Annotated in this window: 15 protein-coding genes; 9 read left to right on the forward strand and 6 right to left on the reverse strand. The window is 64.9% G+C overall.

The window, feature by feature from the left end; all coding sequences use genetic code 11:
• Nucleotides 1-117 precede the first annotated feature (117 nt).
• Both LB566_RS17655 and LB566_RS17660 read left to right on the forward strand, forming a co-directional pair.
• The gene (locus LB566_RS17655; RefSeq protein WP_140551739.1) at nucleotides 118-924 is read left to right on the forward strand and encodes an undecaprenyl-diphosphate phosphatase; all 807 of its coding nucleotides are present in this window, start codon (nucleotides 118-120) and stop codon (nucleotides 922-924) included.
• A 201-nt stretch (nucleotides 925-1,125) separates the two neighbouring features.
• Nucleotides 1,126-2,766 carry an ABC transporter substrate-binding protein gene (locus LB566_RS17660; protein WP_224625315.1) on the forward strand — a complete coding sequence of 547 codons (1,641 nt, stop codon included), beginning with the start codon at nucleotides 1,126-1,128 and terminating at the stop codon, nucleotides 2,764-2,766.
• A gap of 620 nt (nucleotides 2,767-3,386) precedes the next feature.
• Here LB566_RS17660 and lepA read toward each other — a convergent pair.
• On the reverse strand, nucleotides 3,387-5,192 hold the full coding sequence (gene lepA, locus LB566_RS17665) for a translation elongation factor 4 (protein ID WP_224625316.1): 1,806 nt from the start codon (nucleotides 5,190-5,192) through the stop codon (nucleotides 3,387-3,389).
• A 210-nt stretch (nucleotides 5,193-5,402) separates the two neighbouring features.
• Here lepA and LB566_RS17670 point away from each other — a divergent pair, with 210 nt between their 5' ends.
• From LB566_RS17670 to msrA, 4 genes are all read left to right on the forward strand, one after another.
• Entirely contained in the window at nucleotides 5,403-6,482 is a 1,080-nt protein-coding gene (locus LB566_RS17670; RefSeq protein WP_224625317.1) for a TadE/TadG family type IV pilus assembly protein, read from the forward strand.
• A gap of 355 nt (nucleotides 6,483-6,837) precedes the next feature.
• Nucleotides 6,838-7,542, forward strand: coding sequence for a DUF1223 domain-containing protein (locus LB566_RS17675; protein ID WP_224625318.1), 705 nt, complete (start codon nucleotides 6,838-6,840; stop codon nucleotides 7,540-7,542).
• Nucleotides 7,543-7,668: 126 nt separating this feature from the next.
• Complete coding sequence (locus tag LB566_RS17680; RefSeq protein WP_224625319.1) at nucleotides 7,669-7,947, forward strand: hypothetical protein; 279 nt, start codon at nucleotides 7,669-7,671, stop codon at nucleotides 7,945-7,947.
• A 132-nt stretch (nucleotides 7,948-8,079) separates the two neighbouring features.
• Entirely contained in the window at nucleotides 8,080-8,805 is a 726-nt protein-coding gene (gene msrA, locus LB566_RS17685; protein ID WP_224625320.1) for a peptide-methionine (S)-S-oxide reductase MsrA, read from the forward strand.
• A gap of 92 nt (nucleotides 8,806-8,897) precedes the next feature.
• On the opposite strand, the gene LB566_RS17690 is transcribed toward msrA, so the two are convergent.
• The 3 genes from LB566_RS17690 to LB566_RS17700 all read right to left on the reverse strand — a co-directional run bounded on the left by LB566_RS17690 (nucleotide 8,898) and on the right by LB566_RS17700 (nucleotide 14,026).
• Nucleotides 8,898-11,510, reverse strand: coding sequence for a mechanosensitive ion channel family protein (locus LB566_RS17690; RefSeq protein WP_224625321.1), 2,613 nt, complete (start codon nucleotides 11,508-11,510; stop codon nucleotides 8,898-8,900).
• A gap of 140 nt (nucleotides 11,511-11,650) precedes the next feature.
• Complete coding sequence (locus LB566_RS17695) at nucleotides 11,651-12,655, reverse strand: cytochrome d ubiquinol oxidase subunit II (protein WP_224625322.1); 1,005 nt, start codon at nucleotides 12,653-12,655, stop codon at nucleotides 11,651-11,653.
• Between the two features lie 9 nt (nucleotides 12,656-12,664).
• Complete coding sequence (locus tag LB566_RS17700; RefSeq protein WP_224625323.1) at nucleotides 12,665-14,026, reverse strand: cytochrome ubiquinol oxidase subunit I; 1,362 nt, start codon at nucleotides 14,024-14,026, stop codon at nucleotides 12,665-12,667.
• 363 nt (nucleotides 14,027-14,389) lie between these two features.
• Here LB566_RS17700 and LB566_RS17705 point away from each other — a divergent pair, with 363 nt between their 5' ends.
• Together LB566_RS17705 and LB566_RS17710 are read left to right on the forward strand one after the other, a co-directional pair.
• On the forward strand, nucleotides 14,390-15,316 hold the full coding sequence (locus tag LB566_RS17705; RefSeq protein ID WP_224625324.1) for an ABC transporter ATP-binding protein: 927 nt from the start codon (nucleotides 14,390-14,392) through the stop codon (nucleotides 15,314-15,316).
• Entirely contained in the window at nucleotides 15,313-16,074 is a 762-nt protein-coding gene (locus tag LB566_RS17710; protein WP_140551751.1) for an ABC transporter permease, read from the forward strand. Before LB566_RS17705 ends, LB566_RS17710 begins: the two co-directional genes overlap by 4 nt.
• 155 nt (nucleotides 16,075-16,229) lie before the next feature.
• Here the strand turns inward: LB566_RS17710 and LB566_RS17715 are convergent, their stop codons facing one another.
• On the reverse strand, nucleotides 16,230-17,267 hold the full coding sequence (locus tag LB566_RS17715) for a phosphatidylglycerol lysyltransferase domain-containing protein (RefSeq protein ID WP_224625325.1): 1,038 nt from the start codon (nucleotides 17,265-17,267) through the stop codon (nucleotides 16,230-16,232).
• 330 nt (nucleotides 17,268-17,597) lie between these two features.
• Between LB566_RS17715 and LB566_RS17720 the strand changes: the two genes are divergently transcribed.
• The gene (locus tag LB566_RS17720) at nucleotides 17,598-18,779 is read left to right on the forward strand and encodes a flavin-containing monooxygenase (protein ID WP_224625326.1); all 1,182 of its coding nucleotides are present in this window, start codon (nucleotides 17,598-17,600) and stop codon (nucleotides 18,777-18,779) included.
• Between the two features lie 59 nt (nucleotides 18,780-18,838).
• Here LB566_RS17720 and LB566_RS17725 read toward each other — a convergent pair whose 3' ends face one another.
• Nucleotides 18,839-20,842, reverse strand: coding sequence for a PhoX family protein (locus LB566_RS17725; RefSeq protein ID WP_224625327.1), 2,004 nt, complete (start codon nucleotides 20,840-20,842; stop codon nucleotides 18,839-18,841).
• Between the last annotated feature and the right edge of the window lie 57 nt (nucleotides 20,843-20,899).

Here is a 20,899-nt window from a genome sequence, read left to right on the forward strand (position 1 = left end):
ACCGGTAAGTCTTGGCCGCCCGGTAAGCGGGCCGTCAGGGTGTTGCGACCTATAGGGGGAGTTCGGCGCCATGACAAGCAAGCCTGTCAGTCCATCCCGCGAATGCCGAGGTAGCCAATGGAAAGCCAGACAATCGTCGAAGCCCTGCTGCTCGGTCTCCTGGAGGGATTGACCGAGTTCATTCCGGTGTCCTCGACCGGCCATATCCTGCTCGCCGGCCACTTTCTCGGCTTCCACTCGACCGGCAAGGCCTTCGAGATCCTGATCCAGCTCGGCGCCATCCTGGCTATCTTGAGCGTCTATTTCCGGCGGTTGTGGCAGATGCTGCTCGACCTGCCGCATGACCGGCTGACGCGGCATTTCGTCATCGGCATCCTCATCGCCTTCCTGCCGGCGGCCATCATCGGCGCGCTGGCGCATGATTTCATCAAGACCATCCTGTTCGAATCGCCGCGGCTGATCTGCATCATGCTGATCATCGGCGGCGTGGTGCTGCTCGCCGTCGACCGCATGAACCTCAAGCCGATGTACCGCGACGTCGAACGCTTCCCGACCCGGCTTTATCTGCAGATCGGGCTGTTCCAGTGCCTGTCGCTGATCCCCGGCACCTCGCGCTCGGGATCGACCATCGTCGGCGCGCTGCTGCTTGGCGTCGACAAGCGGGCGGCGGCGGAATTTTCCTTCTTCCTCGCCATCCCCACCATGGTCGGCGCCTTCGCCTTCGACCTGTTCAAGAACCGCAACGTGCTGACGTCGGCCGACCTGCCGATCATCGCCGTCGGCTTCGTCGCCGCCTTCGTCACCGCGCTGCTGGTGGTGCGCCTGCTGCTCGATTACGTCTCGCGCAAAGGCTACGCGCTGTTCGGCTGGTGGCGGCTGGTGGTCGGCATCGTCGGGCTCGTTGCGCTGATGATCTGGGGCTAGCAGCTTCTCTTTCTCCTCCCTCGCGAAGCGGGGGAGAGAGGAAAGGCGCCCCCTCCCTGCGGAGCAGCGCACAAGTCCTGCGGATTCCAGAACACTCCGCTGCGTAAGCTCGCCCTATCATCCCTCAGGCAATGGCGTCCGGCGAGCCGCATCCGCCCCCGCGCACGCGGTCGGCCGGGCGCCCAACAAGAGGGAACGACGATGAAATTCATGCTGACCGACAGGAAACTGCACCCGCGGGCCAAACCCGTCGCCGAGGATTTCAGGAGCGGCGCCATCAACCGGCGCGAATATCTGGCGCTGATGGCCGGGCTCGGCGTCAGCGCTGCCGGCGCTTTTGCCCTGGGCGGGCTGGCGCCCACGCCGGCGCGCGCGGCGGAGCCCAGAAAGGGCGGCGTGCTGCGCGTCGCCATGAACGTCAAGGGTTTCAAGGATCCGCGCACCTTCGACGGCGTCGAAATGTCCAACGTCGCGCGCCACTGCAACGAATATCTGGTGCGCTGGAACACCGATTTTTCCTTCGAGCCCTGGCTGCTCGAAAAATGGGAGATGAGCGACGACGCCAGGACGCTCACACTCCACGTGCGCAAGGGCATCTCCTGGTCGAACGGCGACGCCTTCAACGCCGACGATGTCGTCCACAACCTCACCCGCTGGTGCGAGGCCGGCGTTGCCGGCAATTCCGTCGCCGCGCGCATGGGCGCGCTGGTCAATGCCGATACCAAGAAAGTGGTCGACGGCGGCATCGAGAAGGTCGACGACTATACGATCAAGCTCAATTTGCCCAAGCCCGACATTTCGCTGATCGCCGGCATGGCCGACTATCCCGCTTTGATCATGCACCGCTCCTATGAGGGCGACGGTGATCCCCTGAAGGCGCTTTCGATCACAACCGGCCCCTGCGAGCTGGTGAAGTGGGATGCCGAGACCGGCGCCGAGGTGAAGCGCAAGGACAAGCCCTGGTGGAAGGGCGAGTTCTGGCTCGACGGCATCCAGTGGATCGACTACGGATCCGACCCCAACGCCATGCTGTCGGCATTCGAATCCGGCGAGATCGACACCGACCACGAGACCGCTTCCGATGCGGTTTCGCAGACCGAGCAGATGGGCCTGAAGAATTCCGAGATCGCCACCGGCTCCACCATCGTCGCCCGCTTCAATGTCGCCAACGCGCCCTATGACGACGTCAAGATGCGCCGCGCCGCCCAGCTCGCCGTCGACAATTCGGCCGTGCTGGCGCTCGGCCTCGGCGGCAGGGGCAAGCCCGCCGACAACCACCATGTCGGCCCCATGCACCCCGAATATGCCGATATCGGCCCGGCCAAGCGCGACGTCGAGGCGGCCAAGAAGCTGCTGGCGGAATCCGGCAAGGCGGACCATGAATACGACCTCATCTCGGTCGACGTCGAATGGCAAAAGAGCACCGGCGACGCCATATCGGCGCAGATGCGCGAGGCCGGCCTCAAGATCAAGCGCACCGTGCTGCCCGCCGCCACCTTCTGGAACGACTGGAGCAAATATCCCTTCTCCTGCACCGAATGGCTCGGCCGCCCGCTTGGCGTCCAGGTGCTGGCGCTGGCCTACAAATCCGGCGCCGCCTGGAACGAAAGCGCCTATGCCAACAAGGAGTTCGACGAGCTGCTCGACAAGGCGCTCGCCACCCCCGACGCCGCCCAGCGCAAGGAGATCATGGCCGGCATCGAAAAGAATTTGCGCGATTCAGGCATCATCATCCAGCCCTACTGGCGCTCGGTCTATCGGACGTATCGCAAAGGCGTCGAAGGCTGCGAACAGCACCAGGCGCTGGAGCAGCATTTCGAGAAGGTTTGGCTGGAGGGGTGAGCCACGCGCTGCCTGATTTCCTCGCCCCCGCGGAAGTGGGGGAGAGGTGGCCCGGCGAAGCCGGGACGGAGCGGGGGACGCCCTCTGCGAGCAAAAGCCGGGGCAGGAGAAGGCGCGACCATGTTGAGCTGGCCTGCCCCCGACACGAAACCTTCTGGACTCGGCGCTGCCCCCTCTCCGTCCCGGCTTCGCCGGGCCACCTCTCCCCACTCCGTGGGGCGAGGAACCAGTGCCATCCTGCCGCCCATCAGCATCGCCAGTGCTAGCAGCCTGATCGTCAGGTGAGGCAGCGCCAACGCTGGTTCTTCCTTCTCCCCTTGTGGGAGAAGGTGGCCTCGCGAAGCGAGGTCGGATGAGGGGTGCTCCAGCTTGGCGCGGACGTCGACAACCAACCGAACCAGAAAACCCCACCGCCTCACTTCCCTGGAACACCCCTCAACCGTCTCGGCGCTGCGCGCCGATCCACCTTCTCCCACAAGGGGAGAAGGGAAGCAGCGTCAGCGCCCCGCCCCCATGCAGCAACGAGTGCGGTGAGCCGCATCCACAAAGCGAAGGTCTTCGGACACCGACCATGACCAGCGCTGCCCGCCGGGGCGATGCGTTCGGCCGGAGGCCGGACCTCAATCCCCCATCTTCAGCGCCTGGATAAACGCCTCCTGCGGGATATCCACCTTGCCGAACTGGCGCATCCGCTTCTTGCCTTCTTTCTGCTTGTCCAGCAGCTTGCGCTTGCGGCTCACGTCGCCGCCATAGCACTTCGCGGTGACGTCCTTGCGCAGGGCCGAGATGGTTTCGCGGGCGATGACCTTGCCGCCGATCGCGGCCTGGATCGGGATCTTGAACAAATGGTGCGGGATCAGCTCCTTGAGCTTCTCGCACATCTGGCGGCCGCGCTTCTCCGCCGCCGTGCGGTGGACCAGCATGGAGAGCGCGTCGACCGGCTCCTCGTTGACCAGGATCGACATCTTCACCAGATCGCCCTCGCGGTAGTCGGTGAGATGATAGTCGAACGAGGCGTAGCCCTTGGAGATCGATTTTAGGCGATCATAAAAGTCGAAGACGACTTCATTGAGCGGCAGGTCGTAGGTCAGCATGGCGCGCTTGCCGACATAGGAGAGATCGGCCTGGATGCCGCGCCGGTCCTGGCAGAGTTTCAATATGCCGCCGAGGTAGTCGTCGGGGGTGAGAATCGTGGCGCGGATCCACGGCTCCTCGATGGCCGAGATCTTGACCACGTCGGGCATGTCGGCCGGGTTGTGCAGTTCCTTCACCGAGCCGTCATTGAGGAGCAGCCGGTAGACGACGCTCGGCGCGGTGGCGATCAGGTCGAGGTTGAACTCGCGCTCCAGCCGCTCCTGGATGATTTCGAGGTGCAGCAGGCCGAGGAAGCCGCAGCGATAGCCGAAGCCGAGCGCGGCGCTGGTTTCCATTTCATAGGAGAAGGAGGCGTCGTTGAGGCGCAGTTTGCCGACAGCGGCGCGCAGATCCTCGAAATCGGCGGCGTCGACCGGGAACAGGCCGCAGAACACCACCGGCTGCGCCGGCTTGAAGCCGGGCAAGGCATGCGCGGTCTGACGCTTGTCCTCGGTAATGGTGTCGCCGACGCGTGTGTCGGCCACTTCCTTGATCGAGCCGGTGAAGAAGCCGAACTCGCCGGGGCCGAGCTCATCGACATTGATGCGGGCGGGCGTGAACACGCCGGTGCGCTCGACCAGGTATTTGGCCCCGGTGCCCATCATGCGGATGGTCTGGCCCTTCTTCAGCACGCCGTCGATGACGCGCACCAGAACGATGACGCCGAGATAGGCGTCGTACCAGCTGTCGACCAGCATGGCCTTGAGCGGCGCGGCAGCATCGCCCTCGCGCGGCGGCGGCAATTGGTGGACGATGGCCTCCAACACGTCGGGAATGCCGAGGCCCGTCTTGGCCGAGATCAGCACGGCGTTGGAAGCGTCGATGCCGATCACCTCCTCGACCTGCTCGCGGATGCGCTCGGGCTCGGCGGCCGGCAGGTCGACCTTGTTCAGCACCACGACGATCTCGTGGTTGTTGTCGATCGCCTGGTAGACATTGGCGAGCGTCTGCGCCTCGACGCCCTGGGAGGCGTCGACCACCAGCAGCGAGCCCTCGCAGGCGGCGAGCGAGCGCGACACTTCATAGGCGAAATCGACATGGCCGGGCGTGTCGATGAGGTTGAGGATATAGTCCTCGCCATTATTGGCACGGTATTTCAGCCGCACCGTCTGCGCCTTGATGGTGATGCCGCGCTCGCGCTCGATGTCCATCGAGTCCAGCACCTGCTCCTTCATGTCGCGCAGCTCCAGCCCGCCGGTGAGCTGGATCAGGCGGTCGGCAAGGGTGGACTTGCCATGGTCGATATGGGCGACGATGGAGAAATTCCTGATGTGGTCGAGGGGCGTGCTCATGCCGCGCGCTTTAGCAGGGGCGGCTTGCTGCGGCAAGGCTTGCGGCGCAAGGGGCGCCCCGGTCATCACAAAGCGGTGAACCGGGCGGAAAAGCCCGAAACGGCGAGCGGGAGCGGCCGGATGCTTAAACTTTGAACGATCATCTTAGACGCCGGTTTGCCGGCGCATGTTAGTTCCTGCGCAGATAAATCGTCTCTTGGGGTAGAAAACATGCCGGGGCTTGCAGGAAGGTTCGCCCGCTCGCGCGGCGGCTCGATGATGCCGCTGTTCTTCATCAGCCTGGTGCCGCTGGTCACCGTGGTCGGCTTCTCGGTCGATTATACCAGTGCGGTCCAGACCCGGTCCAACATGCAGCAGGCGCTCGACGCGGCGACGCTGGCCATCACCACGCTGCCGAAGACGACGGCGCTGGCGGCCCGCCGGCAAATGCTACAGGACACATTTGCCGCCAATGGCGGGCAAGGCACCGCCACGCTGGTGAGCTTCACCATCGCGGCCAACGGCACCGCCACGGCGCAGGCCTCGGCGAGCTTCGCCATGCCGACCGACTTCATGCAGATCGCCAGGATCAACACCGTGCCGGTCGGCGTCACCTCGGCGGTCAACAAGGCGCCGGCCCTGGTGCAGACCACCTTCAAGATCGAGAAGGCATCGGGCTGGTGGGACAAGACGATGTATCTCTACGGCACGCAATTCGGTTCGACCACGAAGCAGAAGCTGATGCAGATCAGCTATGTCTACAACAAGGGCGGCGATCCAAAGGGCTATGGCACCACCACCGTCTCCACCGTCAGCGGCACCACGCTTACCCAGGTGCAGCAGCAGGTGTGCAACACCACGACGGTCGCCAATTTCGACAACACGCCCTCCGGCGCCATCACCAGCACCGACGGCAACGGCGTGATGCGGCAGACCGTCTGCACCACCAGCCCGGCCAACAGCGCCGGCGCGGTCATCGACGTCAGCCAGATGGACCAGCTCTATCTGGAGATGAACGTGCCCTCCGCCGCGACGGCCAAACCGGCCCAGCCGACCACGCTCAGGTCGAACGACCCGAAAACCTCGAACCGGCTCTATATCGGCACCAGCCCGACCGACATGCCCGAAATCGCAACCGGCCAGACCGTGGACATCTTCACCGCCGTGCCGTGCGGCCAGACCGGCTACCAGGCCTGGGAAGACGGCGGCTCGGCGGTGCCGGCGCCCGTCGTCAACGCCGACTTCTTCTACACCGTGATGGGCAAATGCGACTTCAACCAGCGCCCCTCGCAAACCGTGCTGACGCAGTGACGCTGCCGATCTCCCCCCTCGTGGGGGAGATGGCCGGCAGGCCAGAGGGGGGCGCTGTCCCGCCGACCTTGCCAGGGGTCCACGGAACCCCCACTTCCTGCCCCCTGCCTATTCTCCTCCGTCGCGCAACGATGCCTGTCGAGTCCCGCCTAGACTAGGTTGGCGCTCTACGGCGCCCCCCTCTGTCCTGCCGGACATCTCCCCCACGAGGGGGGAGATTGGCTGTCGCGTCCGCCTTCACCAATTCCGGAACGTCCAGCAATCACAAACCGGTGAGCTCTGTAACGAAGCGGCGAATGGCGGCGAAATGGGGGCATGACCGGTGCATCGCAGCGCCGTCCCACGGAGCAAGCCGATGTCGCAAGCCAAACGCCGCAGGTTCCTCGCAATGTCCAGCCTGGGCGCGCTTGCGCTTGCGGCCTCGCTCGGTGCCGCCGCGGCGCAGCCGCTTACCGTTGTCGAGCTGTTCACCAGCCAGGGCTGTTCGTCCTGCCCGCCGGCCAATGCCAATCTGATCAAGGTCAAGGACCAGCCCGGCGTGCTGGCGCTGTCCTTCAACGTCACCTACTGGGACTATCTCGGCTGGAAGGACATTTTCGGCCGGCAGGAATTCACGCAGCGCCAGGTCAGCTACGAGCCGCTGCTCGGCCATGACGGGCCGTTCACGCCGCAGGTGGTGGTCAACGGCCATGCCGACGCGGTCGGCGCCGCGCCCGGCGAGATCGAACGGCTGATCGCGGCGAGCGGACGCATCAAGGGACCGTCGCTGTCGCTCGATGGCGGCAAGGCCAGCATCGGCGCGGGGAGCGTGCCGGGCGGCAAGGCCGACATCTGGCTGGTGCGCTATGCCAGGGGCGTCGTCGAGGTGCCCGTGGCGCGCGGCGAGAACACCGGCCGCACCTTGCCGCACGGCAATGTCGTGCATGCGCTGACAAAACTCGGCAGCTGGACCGGAGAGGCCACGACGCTCGACGTGCCGGCGGCCGCCGATGGCCTCAGCACCGCCGTGCTGGTGCAGTCGCCGGGCGGCGGGCCGATCCTGGCCGCTGCCGCCGATTAGCTTACCTCCGGGAACTTCCCGTTTGCGGGGAGAGACCATGCCCGACCAGAAATTGCGCAACGCCGCGCCTGCGGCACCGCAACAGCCGGCCGCCGCAAGGGCGCGCCACCAACCAAGGAGACCATCATGACCGTTCTTTCCCGCCTGACGCTACCGGCGCTCGCGCTCGCTTTGTGCTCGACGGCAATGCTGGCCGGCGGCATCGCCCGTGCCGACGAGGCCACCAACGCCATGAAACCCGCCGCCGACGCGATGAAACCGGCAACCGATGCGATGAAGCCGGCCGACCCGATGGCCACCAATGCCATGAAGCCCGCCGCCGATGCGATGAAACCGGCGGACGCCATGAAGCCGGCGGCTGACGCGATGAAGCCGGCGACGGATGCGATGAAGCCTGCCAATTAGGTCAACCGCGGCGGAGAGTTACGCACCCGCCGGGGCCGCACGCGAATGTGAGCCTCCGCCGCGACTCGCGCATCGCGCCGGCGACGCTAATTCAATAGACTGAACTCAATGGAAGCCATCAGGAGTGCAACCATGACCGACATCAAGAAGCGTTCGAACGGCTTCGTCCGCGGCGCGCTCGCAGCTTTCGCGCTCGCCGTCGCGAGCGCCGCCTTCTGGCTGACGCCGGCCGTCTCGGCGGAAGACGCCGTGGTGATCCCGCCGCCGGCGCTGGATGAAAAGGCCGCGGGCGGCAGCGAGACGGCAGTCTTCGCCGGCGGCTGCTTCTGGGGCGTACAAGGCGTGTTCCAGCACGTCAAGGGCGTCACCAAGGCGGTCTCGGGCTACACCGGCGGTGCCAAGGACGACGCCGTCTACGAGACGGTGGGCACCGGCCGCACCGGCCATGCCGAATCCGTCGAGATCACCTACGATCCCTCCAAAGTCACCTATGGCCAGCTGCTGCAGGTGTATTTCTCGGTCGCCCACAATCCGACCCAGCTCAACTATCAGGGGCCGGACCAGGGCACGCAGTACCGCTCGACGATCTTCGCCGAGAACGACGCGCAGAAGAAGATCGCGCAGAGCTATATCGCCCAGCTCGACAAGGCCAAGCTGTTTTCCAAGCCCATCGTCACCACGATCGAAACCGGCAAGACCTTCTACCCGGCCGAGGAGTACCACCAGGATTTCCTGACGCTCAACCCGACCTATCCCTACATCGTCTACAACGACCTGCCAAAGGTGGCGAATTTGAAGACGCTGTTCCCGAAGCTCTACAGCGACAAGCCGGTGCTGGTGCTGTCGGCCAGCAATTGAGGTTCAGAACTGGAGGCGCTGGCAGGAAGCGCCTCCTGCTGCCTGCCGGCCAGAGGGGGCGCGAGGGATCGCGGCCTCTCCTGCGAAGAAGGTTACACCCTCTTGCGCCACGGCAGGCTCCAGCGCGCCTTCTCCAGCGAGGCCTTGGCTTCGACCGTGGCGGGGGCGGTCTGGGCTTCGCGGTATTGCACCGAGCCCTGCGGCGGATAGGGCAGGCTGTCCTTGAGCTCCAGCCTGTCGAGCTGGCTGAAATCGGGGAAAGGCAGTTTTTCCTCTTCACGCCAGGCGCTGACCCGCTTTTCCGCGGCGATGCGCTTTTCCTGGTCGAGCGGCAGGTCGGCGGCGCTGTATTCCAACTGCGCCGGGAAGGCGAACTGGGCGCCGGCCTCGTCCATCACCGCGATCATCGACAGCAATATGTCCTCGCGGATGGCGAGAAACTCCGAGGCATCCGCGGTCATGATGTAGGTGAAGACCTCGATGTCGAGCGAATAGGGGCCGAAGCCGACGAAGCGCACGCGGCACGGATCGTCGATGACGCGCGGATGCGCGATCAGGAGCTTGCGCAGCGCCGCCAGCGTGTAGCGCAGCTGATCGGGCGTCGTCTCGTAGCGCAATTGCAGCGTCGTGGCGAAGCGGGTGCGGTCGCGATGGGCATAGTTCTCGATCTGCATGCCGGCGAAGTCCGAGTTCGGCACCGAGATCACCGTGCGGTCGACCGAGCGGATGCGGGTCGAGCGCATGCCGATATGCTCGATGGTGCCGGACTGGTTGCCGAACTTGCAGAAGTCGCCGACGCTGACCGGCCGGTCGGCATAGAGCGTCAGGCCAGAGAGAAAATTCTGCAGCGTCGGCTGCGCCGCCAGCGCCACCGCCAAGCCGCCAATGCCGAGACCGGCCAGCACGCCCTGATAGGGGATCGCCAGCACCTCGGCCAGGAGCAGGAAGGCGACCACCAGGGCGGCGATGCGCGCCACGCCGGTCAGCAGCGAGATCAGCGTCTCGTGGTAGCCGGGCACGTTGAATGTGGCGCGGTAGCGCTCGGCGATCTTGCCGATCAGGTGCCAGACGACGGGAACCGCGCCGATCAGGATTAGGCTCCAGGCCGCCGCCTTGGCGGATGCCGCGATCACCTGCGGCAAGCCGAGCGGCCGCAGCGCAAACAGCAGGAACAGGCCGAGGAAGATCGAGCGCACCGCCCACTCGACGACGCGGAAGAAGCCGGCCCGCCCCGAACTCCTGCCGCTGCGGGCGAAGAACACGATGACGGCGTTGGCAAGGAAACCGAAGGCGATGCCGGCAAGCACCGCAATGCCGAGCCCCAGCCATTGCCAGCGTTCGATCGGCCCGGCGCGGGTCAAAAGGGCAGGGCTGATCTCGCGGGCAAGGCCTCTCGTGGCGAAGAACGGATCGTTGCTGGCGAAGGCGGTGAATTCCGGCGCCACCGGCGCATCTTCGATATCGGCATAGAGCGTGCGGATGTTGGCCAGCGTTTCCGGCGTGAATTTCCACAGCTTGCCGCCTTTTTCGGTCCCCACCGGAGCGACGACGATGTTGCCGGCCGGGTGCTCGAAATACACATAGGGCGTGTTGCTTTGGGGATCGTCGGGAATTTCCTGCCAATAGACGTAGCCGATGCGGTCGATGACTTTCTTGAGATAGCTCTCGAGAAGAACCGCCTCGTCGGACCGCACCGCCGGATTGTAACCGCGCATGTCGAGCGCCGTTTGCGGCGAACTGCCATTCTGGTCGGCGATGCCGCCGAGCAGCATCTTGAACGTGTCGCGCGGCGAGGCGAGCTTGGCCGGATCGTCGACCATGTCGGGGGCTTCGCCACGCGCCGCCTGGAACTCGGCGAGCTTGGCCTCCAGCACGGCAAGCTGCGGCCCGACGATGAACCATTCGCCGGCCTTGCGGCGGAAGGTGACGTCGAAGAAAACCTTGCTGCCATATTGCTGCAGCCTGGCTGTCACCTCGTCGCCGGGGATCGCATCATGCGGCAGGTTCCACAGGCGCAAGGTGGCGTTGTCGATCACCGAAAACAGGAGCTTGGTGTAATCGGGCATGTTGAGGCCGCCGCGATCGGCCTCCGTGACGTCGACGAGGCCGGCCGCCTGCGCGGCAAGGCCCATGCCGCCGCCGGTGGCGCGCGGCACATTGTCGGCGCCGCTCTCGTTCATGGTCTGAAGGAATGAGCGCATCGTCGTCATCGGGCTGGTCTGGTCGACCTTGAGGGTCTCGGCGGCGTCGACGCGCACGCCCGTCCACCATTCGGCGGTGGCGGATTCGAAACGGCCCATGAAGCTCGCGCCGTCCGGCGCCATGACGAAGCTGAACTCGCCCTGGCGACTGCCCTCGAACCAACGGCCGAACAGCTTTTCGCCTTCGGCCTTGGCTTCGATGCGGCCGCCATACAGGGGATAGACGCCCTTCACCTCGGCGCCGTCCTGCTTGAAGGTGATCTGGGCGCCGCCGCCGCGCCATTTGGTGTCCCATACACCGGCCCAGTTGGCCGTCTGCTGGGCATGGGCGGGCTGGACGGCGGGCAGCAGGCCGGCCAGCACAAGCGCGGCGATCAGCGTGACCAGGCGGATCAGGGCGGGAGCAACTCCAGGAAAGCGGCGTAGGGATTTTCCCGGGAAAGGTGCGTAGCGCTGCCGCGCCTGCGGATCGTGTTGTATCGAGGCAACCGGGACACCGCGCATTGCATTGCCCTTCTTCTCGCACCGCTGCCATCAGGCCGCAGCATGTCGCGGAAGGTTATTCCGCGTGAAGATGAATATTGTCTTTCCGGCCGGCGACATGCGGCAGGCGGAGGCCCTGATTTCGCCCGTCGCTTGGCCCCTCAGTCGTAGGTCAGGTCCGTCGCCTTGCCGCCGAACACACGGTAGGCATAGAAGGAATAGAAGATGATGATCGGCAGCACGACGACGGTGCCGGCCAGGATGATGGCCAGGCTTTCGGGCGCGGAAGCCGCCTGCCAGATGGTCAGCCTGTCGGGCACCACGAACGGATAGAACGACCAGGCGAGCCCGGCAAAACCCAGCGCGAAGATGGCGGCCAGCGTCAGGAACGGCGTCAGCGAATGGCGGTCGTCGGGCCTGGGCAGATGGAAGGTCTGCCGCCACAGCCACAGGAACAGCAGCGCCGACAGGATCGGCAGCGGCGACAGATAGAGCATTTCGGGCAGCACGAACCATTTGGCGAAGATGCGCGGGCTGGCGAAGGGCGTGGCCAGCGACACGGCGGCCATGCCGAGCGCGGTCAGCACCAAGGTGGTGCGCAGCCAGCGCACCGCCTTCTTCTGCAGGTCGCCTTCGGCCTTGTAGATGACCCAGGCGGCCCCCATTGCGGCGTAGGCCGCCGCCAGGCAGAACGCCACCAGCACGCCGAACGCCATGCCGCCCAGGCCGAAGTCGAGGCCAAGCACATAGACGCCCAGCATATAGCCTTGCGCCAGCGAGGCGATGAGCGAGCCGAGGAAGAAGATACGGTTCCAGCGGTGCTTGCGCTCGGTCGCCACCTTGGCGCGGAAGTCGAAGGCGACGCCGCGCAGGATGAGGCCGACCAGAAGCACGAACACCGGGATGTAGAGCGCGCTGAGGATGACGCCATGCGCCATCGGAAAGGCGACCAGCAGAAGGCCGACGGCCAGCACCAGCCAGGTCTCGTTGGCATCCCAGAACGGGCCGATGGCGGCGATCATCGTGTCCTGCTCGGCGTCCTCGGCCGCCGCGAACAGGATGCCGATGCCGAGATCGAAGCCGTCGAGAATGACATAGATCAGGATGGCGAGGCCCATCAGGCCGGCGAAGATGAGAGGGAGCAGGGTCGGCCAGTCATAGGTCATTTCTCTCTCCTACTCGCCAGCCGCCGGCTGCGACATCGGCCTGTTGAGCACGCCCGGCAGCGGCGATGTGTCGCCGTCCTTGGCCGCCTTCAGCGCCAGATGGACCAGCACGCCGAGATAGGCGATCAGCAACAGCACATAGAGAACGAGATAGACGGCCAGCGTCAGCGCCACATGGCTGCCGGCCACCGGGCCGACGGCGTCGGCGGTCCGCAGCACGCCCGTCACCAGCCAAGGCTGACGGCCGATCTCCGTGGTATACCAGCCGGCGAGCGTCGCCACCCAGCCGGAAATGGTCATCGGCACCATGAGCAGCGCCAACGGCCTCGGCAGGCTATGACGGCGCTTGAGGAAGAAGGCGGCCGACCAGGAGACGGCGAGCATCAACAGGCCGGTGCCGACCATGATGCGAAAACCCCAGAACACCGGGAAGACCGGCGGGTGGTTGCCGGGATAGTCGTTGAGTCCGGGTACCACGCCCCTGGCGCTGTGCCGCAGGATCCAGCTTGCCCCGTCGGGAATGGTCACCTCGAACCTGTTTTCCCTGGCCGCTTCATCGGGAATGGCAAACAGCACCAGCGGCACGTTGGGGCCGGTGTTCCAATTGGCCTCCATGGCGGCGATCTTCTGCGGCTGGTGCTCGAGCGTGTTCAGGCCGTGCTGGTCGCCAGCAAGGATCTGGATGGGGATGAGGATAGCGGCGGTGAAGACGCCGGTGCGCAGCGCCTTCCACATCGATTCCGAGCGGTCGCCCTTGAGGTAGCGCAGCGCCGACAGGCCGGCGATCAGGAACGACACCGTCAGGCCGGAGGCGAGCAGCATATGGACGAGCCGGTAGGGCATGGAGGGGTTGAAGAGGATCGCCCACCAGTCGACGGCATGGGCGACGCCGTCGCGCATCTCGAAGCCGACCGGCGTCTGCATCCACGAGTTCAGCGCGATGATCCAGAAGGCCGACACGGTGGTGCCGCCGGCGACCAGCACGGTCGCCAGCGTGTGGATGCGGTTGGAAACGCGGCGGAAGCCGAACAGCATGATGCCGAGGAAGGCCGCCTCGAGGAAAAAGGCGGTGAGGATCTCGTAGGCCAGCAGCGGCCCGGCGATGTTGCCGACCGTTTCCATGTAGCCCGGCCAGTTGGTGCCGAACTGGAAGCTCATGGTGACGCCGGAAACCACGCCCATGGCGAAGGACAGCGCGAACACCTTCACCCAGGTGAAATAGGCGCGCATCCAGGCCGAATCATTGGTCGCGTTGTAGCGGAGCTTGAAGAAAAGCAGCACCCAGCCGAGTGCGATGGTGATGGCTGGAAACAGAATATGAAACGAAATATTCGCACCGAACTGGATGCGAGAAAGGATGAGCGGGTCCATGGCGGGCTCCGGCTGCTTCTAATGGGCGGAGAATAGGCTTGTAGGGCCGGCCGGTCAAAGCGGCGTCCCGCCGCGAGGCGGAACGCCGCAGCGCCAAGCCAAGATGACGCAGCACCGGGCCTGCCGCGCTTCGCGAGCAGTCCCATCCCACTGTCGGACGTCGAACAGGCATGGGCCCGGGACGACCGCACCGTGTTTACCTTGGAGGGGCGGCACGCCCGATCTCGGCCTGTCTCTTCATCCGCGGGAATGGCCTGTCTGCAACGAGTGTCGAGAATTGTCAGCAACTTCATTGACTTCCGGTTGCATGCGGCGACATTCGGCCTATATCTGGGGTCCTCTTTCAAGCAGCCGTTTTCAGCCATGCAGCCTGTCATATCCATTTCCGGGGTCACCAAGACCTATGCCACCGGCTTCAAGGCGCTGAAGGAAATCAATCTCGACATCGAGCGCGGCGAGATCTTCGCGCTGCTTGGCCCCAACGGCGCCGGCAAGACGACGCTGATTTCGATCGTCTGCGGCATCGTCAACCGTTCGTCTGGCAGCGTCACGGTGGACGGCCACGACATCACCAAAGACTATCGCGCCGCGCGCGGCCTGATCGGGCTGGTGCCGCAGGAGCTGACCATCGATGCCTTCGAGAGCGTCTGGGCGACGGTCAACTACAGCCGCGGCCTGTTCGGCAAGCCGGCGAACCATGCCTTTGTCGAGAAGGTGCTGCGGGATCTGTCGCTATGGGACAAGAAGGACGCCAAGGCGATCACGCTTTCGGGCGGCATGAAGCGGCGGCTGATGATCGCCAAGGCGCTGTCGCACGAACCGCGCGTGCTGTTCCTCGACGAGCCGACGGCGGGCGTCGACGTCGAGCTGCGCCAGGACATGTGGGCGATGGTGCGGCGGCTGCGCGAGGACGGCGTCACCATCATCCTCACCACTCACTATATCGAGGAAGCCGAGGCGATGGCCGACCGCGTCGGCGTCATCAACCGCGGCGAGATCATCCTGGTCGAGGGCAAGGCCGAACTGATGCGCAAGCTCGGCCGCAAGCGCTTGGTGATGGAACTGCGCAGCCCGCTCGGCGCCATTCCGGACGCCTTCTCGCACTACGCCCTGGAACTGTCGCCGGATGGCGGGCAGATCACCTACACCTATGACAACCAGAGCGACCGGCCGGGCGTGGCATCGCTGATCCGCGATCTCGAGGCCGCCGGCATCCAGTTCCGCGACCTGGACACGCAGAACAGCTCGCTGGAGGAGATCTTCGTCAATCTTCTGAGGCAAGAGCCATGAACCTGCGCGCGGTATGGGCGATCTACCGGGTGGAGATGGCGCGCGCGCTGCGCACTGTTTTGCAGAGCATCGTCTCGCCCGTGCTGTCGACGTCGCTCTATTTCGTCGTCTTCGGATCGGCCATCGGTTCGCGCATCACCGAGATCGACGGCATCAGCTACGGCGCCTTCATCGTGCCGGGGCTGATCATGCTGTCGCTTCTGACGCAGTCGATCTCCAACGCCTCCTTCGCCATCTACTTCCCGAAATTCGTCGGCTCGATCTACGAGCTGTTGTCGGCCCCGGTCTCCTATCTCGAGATCGTCCTCGCCTATGTCGGGGGCGCCGCCACCAAGTCGATCATCCTCGGCCTGATCATCCTGGCGACGGCCTCGCTGTTCGTGCCGCTCTCCATCCAGCATCCGTTCTGGATGCTGGCCTTCCTGGTGCTGACGGCGGTGACCTTCAGCCTGTTCGGCTTCATCATCGGCATCTGGGCCAGGAGCTTCGAGCAGTTGCAACTGGTGCCGCTGCTGATCATCACGCCGCTGACCTTCCTCGGCGGCAGCTTCTATTCCATCAACATGCTGCCGGGCGCCTGGCGCACGGTGACGCTGTTCAATCCGGTCGTCTACCTGATCAGCGGCTTCCGTTGGAGCTTTTTCGGAAAATCGGACGTTTCGGTCGGCATCAGCCTCGGCATGACCGTGGTTTTTCTGCTGATCTGCGTGGCGACCGTCGCCTGGATCTTCAAGACCGGCTATCGGCTGAGGAACTGACGGGCGAAGACCTGCCAAGTCGCGGCCGCATCTAGAGCAATTTCAGCAAAAGTGTATACGGTTTTCCCGGGAAAAGCGCGTAGCGCTTTCCCTTGGGAGTTGCGTCAAAACAAAGAGTTAGAGCGGTTCTCCGTTTCCGTGAACGGTGAACTGCCCTAGATCGCCTTGACCAGCCGCAGCAGGCCCAGCATCTCCATGTATGTTCCCTTGCGGAAGGCGACGTAGACCGGCTCCTCGATGCCGTGGAAACGGCGCTTGAACGCCGCCTGCCCCTGCAGGTTGAAGCGGCGGCGGTTGACCCAGGGCGAATCATAGGCGCGCTGGAAGGCGTTGCGCCAGAAATCGCTTTCGGCAAATCCACTGGGGCCGACGTCGACCAGCGGCGACAGCCCGAGCGTGACGACCGAAATGCCTTCCTCGCGAAAGCGGTCGACGGCGAATTTGGTCAGGCCGACCTCCGCATGGGGCGAGGCGTCGATGTGCTTGCGCTTGAAGGCGGTGGTGTAGCCGATGACCTTGCCGCCGCGAAACAGCGGATCGAAGTCGAGCAGGGCGACCAGTTCGCCATCGGGGCCGTGCAGCACGAAGCGGCGCATGTCGACGCCCACATGGTCGGCGAAGTGCCGGTTGAGGAAGCCCATCTCCCAACGCTTGACGATGCGGTCACCGCGCCAATTCGCCGAAAGCCGGGAGATCTCGTCGAGAAAGATCGTCCGCTTGTCCTCGGCGAAGGAAAAGCCCTTTTTCAACAGCCAGCGCTCGGAGTAGCGCACGGTTTCGTTGCGCTTGCCGGAAAAATCGTGTTCGGGCAGCGGCAGCCGGGTGTCGATGCCCAGCCGGTTGACCTTGTAGCCGAGCCCGGCCAGCACCCGCGCCGACTGTCCGCCGATCTGCACGAACCAGGGGCTGCCGGCGGTCTCGACGAAGCGCCTGATGTAGTCGGCCCGATGGGCCGGATCGGCGACCGGGTCGCCGAGCGCGAAATGATGCTTCATCTTGGTGCCGAAGGCGATGTAACCGTCGGCGTCGCCGAAATAGGAGAGCCTGCCTTGCACGGCGGAGGAGTAGGCAAGCGAGAAGTCGCCATGGCGGCGCACCAGCGCCAGCCGTTCGGCATGGGTGAACGCCTGGCGCTCGACCTTGGGCGAGGCACGCTCGAGGATTTTGTCGAGATAGATCCGCAAGGAGGGCATGGGTCGAGATTCCGCGTGCATCTGCGGCGCGCACCCGGGTACGCTATACGCCGTGGCGCCTTGATTTTGCACAGGAAGCCGAAAAAAGCATTTCGAGGACTTCGGATTCCTGTACCTGTAACAGAGATCCGCCAGCCCCCGGATCTCGAATCAATCACATTGCCGCGACCTGATTATCGCCGATCTCGCGTATATGCCATATAGGACGCAACCGCGGTGCGGCGCATGGCCTCGAAATCCGGGGCCGATCTGCTGTATGGATCATGCGCGGGAGGGCGTCCTGCCGGCGTCGGCGGAAGCGCCACAAGGTGGAATGGGGTTCGTGATCGAATGGCAGATACGACAATCAGACCGGCAGCGCACCAGACGGTAACCATCGAACCGGCGATCGTCATCGGGGCCGGCGCCGCCGGTCTTGCGGCAGCGCAGGCGCTGATCAAGGCCGGCGTGGCGACGGTGATCCTGGAAAAGGAGCGCCGGTTGGCCGAGCCGTGGCATCGGCGTCACCAGCAACTGCGCCTCAATACGCACCGCGATCTTTCGGGACTTCCCGGCCTTGCCTATCCGAAGGGCACGCTCGCCTTCCCCCACAGAGCCGCCGTCATCCGCTATCTCAACGATTTCAGCGAGGCGAACCGGCTGCCGGTGGAGCTCGGCGTCGCCGTCGAGACGGTCCTGTTCAAGGGCGATCACTGGGCGATAGCGACCAGCGCCGGGATGCGCCTGGCGCGCCACGTCGTGATCGCCACCGGCCGCGACAGACAGCCGTTCATCCCCGAATGGAACGGAATGCGGGATTTCGCCGGCCACATCATCCATTCGGCGGATTTCGGCGACGCGAAGGACTATGCCGGCAAGAAGGTGCTGGTCGTCGGAGCCGGCAACTCGGGTATAGACGCGCTCAACCACCTGGCTCAGGCAGGCGCCGCCTCGCTGTGGCTGTCGGCCCGCAATGGTCCGTCGGTCCTGCCCAAGCGCATCGGCAAGATCGCCGTGCACCGGCTGTCGCCGCTGATGGCGCGGTTGCCTTTGCGGGTCGCCGATGCGGTGATCGCCTTGACGCAGCGCCTTGTTTTCGGCGACCTGACGAAATTCGGCGTGCCGCCGGCACCGGTGGGCGGCGCCAGCCGCCTGACCACCGACTACACCGCGATAGCCGCCGACGAGGGCGCGATCGACGCCATCCGCTCGGGCAGGATCACCGTCGTGCCGGGAGTGCGGGAATTCACCCGCGACGGCGTCATCCTGGCCAATGGCAGCCTGATCGATCCCGACATCGTCATTGCCGCGACGGGCTACCGCACCGGGCTTGAGCAGATGGTCGGCGATCTCGGCGTGCTCGACGGCAAGGGCGTTCCGCTCTTCAACGGCGGCGATGTCGATCCGAAACTGCCTGGCCTCTGGTTCACCGGCATGCGGCCGAGCATCCGCGGCTGCTTCGCCAACGCGGCCATCCAGGCCAAGGCGATCGCCGAGCGGATTGCCCGGCGGATCGCCAATTCCGGCCCCTGAAACGTGCTGGAGGTTCGTTTTATGCGTCGGACGGAAACCCACTTTCCCGGAATTGCCCTCTAAATCGCGATCTTGCCGCCGCCTTGCCTGGTAATGGCGACGACCGCCGGCCGCACCGGCATGTCCGGCTTGAAATCGGGCCAGCGCGTCGACGGATCCTCATAATAGGACGGGCGGCCGAACGCCTCCCAATCCTCGCCGCCGTCGCCCGGATGCTGGACGGCGACGAAGGCGGTCTGATCGTCGGGCGCAAACAGCGGCCCGCACATTTCGGCGCCGATCGGCACGCGGAAGAACAGTTTTGACGTCGCGCGCGCCGGCCCTTCGGTGTCGACCGCCCACAGGCCGTCGGTGCGGCCTGTGGCCTTCGGGCCCTGGCCGTCGGTGGCGACCCACAGGCGCCCGGCCGAATCGACCGCGCAATTGTCGGGCATGCCGAACCAGCCATTGGCCGTGGTGGCGGTGGAGAAGGTGGCGCCGACATCGGCAACCGCCGGATCGCCGCACTTCAGGAGCACTTCCCATTTGCCCTTGGTGCCGGCGAAATCGCCGCCATCCTCCGATATCTCGATGATGTGGCCGAAGGCGTTGTCGGCGCGCGGGTTGGCGGCGTCGACCTGGTCGGCTTGGCGCTTGGAATTGTTGGTCAGCATGACATAGACCTTCCCGTTGACACCATTGGGCTGGATGTCCTCGGGACGGTCCATCTTGGTAGCGCCGAGCAGGTCGGCGGCACGCCGCGTCTCGATCAGCACGTCGGCCTGGCCGGCAAAGCCGTTCTGCGCCGTCAGCGGACCGTGGCCGAAGACGATCGGCAGCCATTCCACGGTACCGTCGGCGGCGAATTTGGCGACATGCAGCGTGCCGTCGTCGAGCAGGTTCATGTTGGCGGCACGGTCGTCCGGATTGAAACGGCCCGCGGTGACGAATTTGTAGACATAGTCGAAGCGCTCGTCATCGCCGAGATAGAAGACGACGCGCCCATCCTTGGCGACGATCGATTCGGCGCCTTCATGCTTGAAGCGGCCCATCGCGGTGCGCTTCCTCGGCGTGGATGCCGGATCGTTGACGTCGACCTCGACGATCCAGCCGAAACGGTTGGGCTCATTCGGCTCCTTGGCGAGGTCGAAGCGGTCGTAATGCGCGCCCCATTCATAGGCCCCTTCCGGAATGCCGAGGCGCTTGTAATTGGCGGCTTCCTTATGGCCTTCCGGCAGTTCGCCGGAGAAATAGCCGTGGATGTTCTCCTCGGCCATGACATAGGTGCCCCAGGGTGTGACGCCGCCGGCGCAGTTGTTGAATGTGCCGATGACCTTGGTGCCGGATGGGTCGGCATTGGTCTTGACACGGTCATGACCGGCGACCGGGCCTGACAGCGCCATTTCGGTGTTGGAGGTGATGCGGCGGTTCAACTTGCCGTCGCGCACCACCTGCCACTTGCCGCCTTCCTTGCGGATCTCGACGATGGTGCCGCCATGTGCCGCCATCTCGACGTCGACCTGCTCCTTCGAGAGCGGTGCGAGTTCGGCCGCTTTCTTGCCGTCCTTCTCGACGATCTTGACGATGCCCGGGAACATCAGATGCGGATTGGTGTATTCGTGGTTGACGACCAGCAGGCCATGCTCGGCGGAGCCATCGATCCCGATATAGCCGACATAGTCGTTGTTGTAGCCGAATTGTCTTGCCTGGGCCTCAGCCGACTGTCTGGCCGGGTCGAACTCCGGCGAATCGGCAAACAGCGGATCGCCCCAGCGCAACAGCACGTCGGCATCGTAGCCCGGCGCGACATGGTGCTTGTCGTCGATACCGGCTTCGAGTTCGTCGAACGAAAAGGCCGAACCCTCGGCGGCACGCGCATCGTCGGCGGCCACGAGCGCCAACGGGCCGACGGTGGCGGCGATGGCCGAGACGGCCAGCGAACCTTTGAGGAAGGCACGGCGGGAGAACCGCTCGGCGATGATTTCGCCCATGGTGCTGTTGTCGGTGGGGTTGGGCGCCGGACCTTCATTTTCCTCAAGCAGGCTGGTGCGGAATCTGGCGTCGGGCGAGCGATGGTCGGTCATGGGTCTGCCTCTGGCTTCCTGGATGGCTGGAGCGTGTCACGCGTTTCGACCCCTTAT

The organism is Mesorhizobium sp. CA13, assembly GCF_020165235.1.
Classification (GTDB): domain Bacteria; phylum Pseudomonadota; class Alphaproteobacteria; order Rhizobiales; family Rhizobiaceae; genus Mesorhizobium.

Coding starts and splice junctions, on each gene's coding strand:
- lepA (WP_224625316.1), bottom strand. CDS start 5,192: ATGAGCACGCCCCTCGACCACATCAGGAATTTCTCCATCGTCGCCCAT.
- msrA (WP_224625320.1), top strand. CDS start 8,080: ATGACCGACATCAAGAAGCGTTCGAACGGCTTCGTCCGCGGCGCGCTC.
- LB566_RS17700 (WP_224625323.1), bottom strand. CDS start 14,026: ATGGACCCGCTCATCCTTTCTCGCATCCAGTTCGGTGCGAATATTTCG.
- LB566_RS17680 (WP_224625319.1), top strand. CDS start 7,669: ATGACCGTTCTTTCCCGCCTGACGCTACCGGCGCTCGCGCTCGCTTTG.
- LB566_RS17660 (WP_224625315.1), top strand. CDS start 1,126: ATGAAATTCATGCTGACCGACAGGAAACTGCACCCGCGGGCCAAACCC.
- LB566_RS17725 (WP_224625327.1), bottom strand. CDS start 20,842: ATGACCGACCATCGCTCGCCCGACGCCAGATTCCGCACCAGCCTGCTT.
- LB566_RS17715 (WP_224625325.1), bottom strand. CDS start 17,267: ATGCCCTCCTTGCGGATCTATCTCGACAAAATCCTCGAGCGTGCCTCG.
- LB566_RS17655 (WP_140551739.1), top strand. CDS start 118: ATGGAAAGCCAGACAATCGTCGAAGCCCTGCTGCTCGGTCTCCTGGAG.
- LB566_RS17695 (WP_224625322.1), bottom strand. CDS start 12,655: ATGACCTATGACTGGCCGACCCTGCTCCCTCTCATCTTCGCCGGCCTG.
- LB566_RS17675 (WP_224625318.1), top strand. CDS start 6,838: ATGTCGCAAGCCAAACGCCGCAGGTTCCTCGCAATGTCCAGCCTGGGC.
- LB566_RS17690 (WP_224625321.1), bottom strand. CDS start 11,510: ATGCGCGGTGTCCCGGTTGCCTCGATACAACACGATCCGCAGGCGCGG.
- LB566_RS17705 (WP_224625324.1), top strand. CDS start 14,390: ATGCAGCCTGTCATATCCATTTCCGGGGTCACCAAGACCTATGCCACC.
- LB566_RS17710 (WP_140551751.1), top strand. CDS start 15,313: ATGAACCTGCGCGCGGTATGGGCGATCTACCGGGTGGAGATGGCGCGC.
- LB566_RS17670 (WP_224625317.1), top strand. CDS start 5,403: ATGCCGGGGCTTGCAGGAAGGTTCGCCCGCTCGCGCGGCGGCTCGATG.
- LB566_RS17720 (WP_224625326.1), top strand. CDS start 17,598: ATGGCAGATACGACAATCAGACCGGCAGCGCACCAGACGGTAACCATC.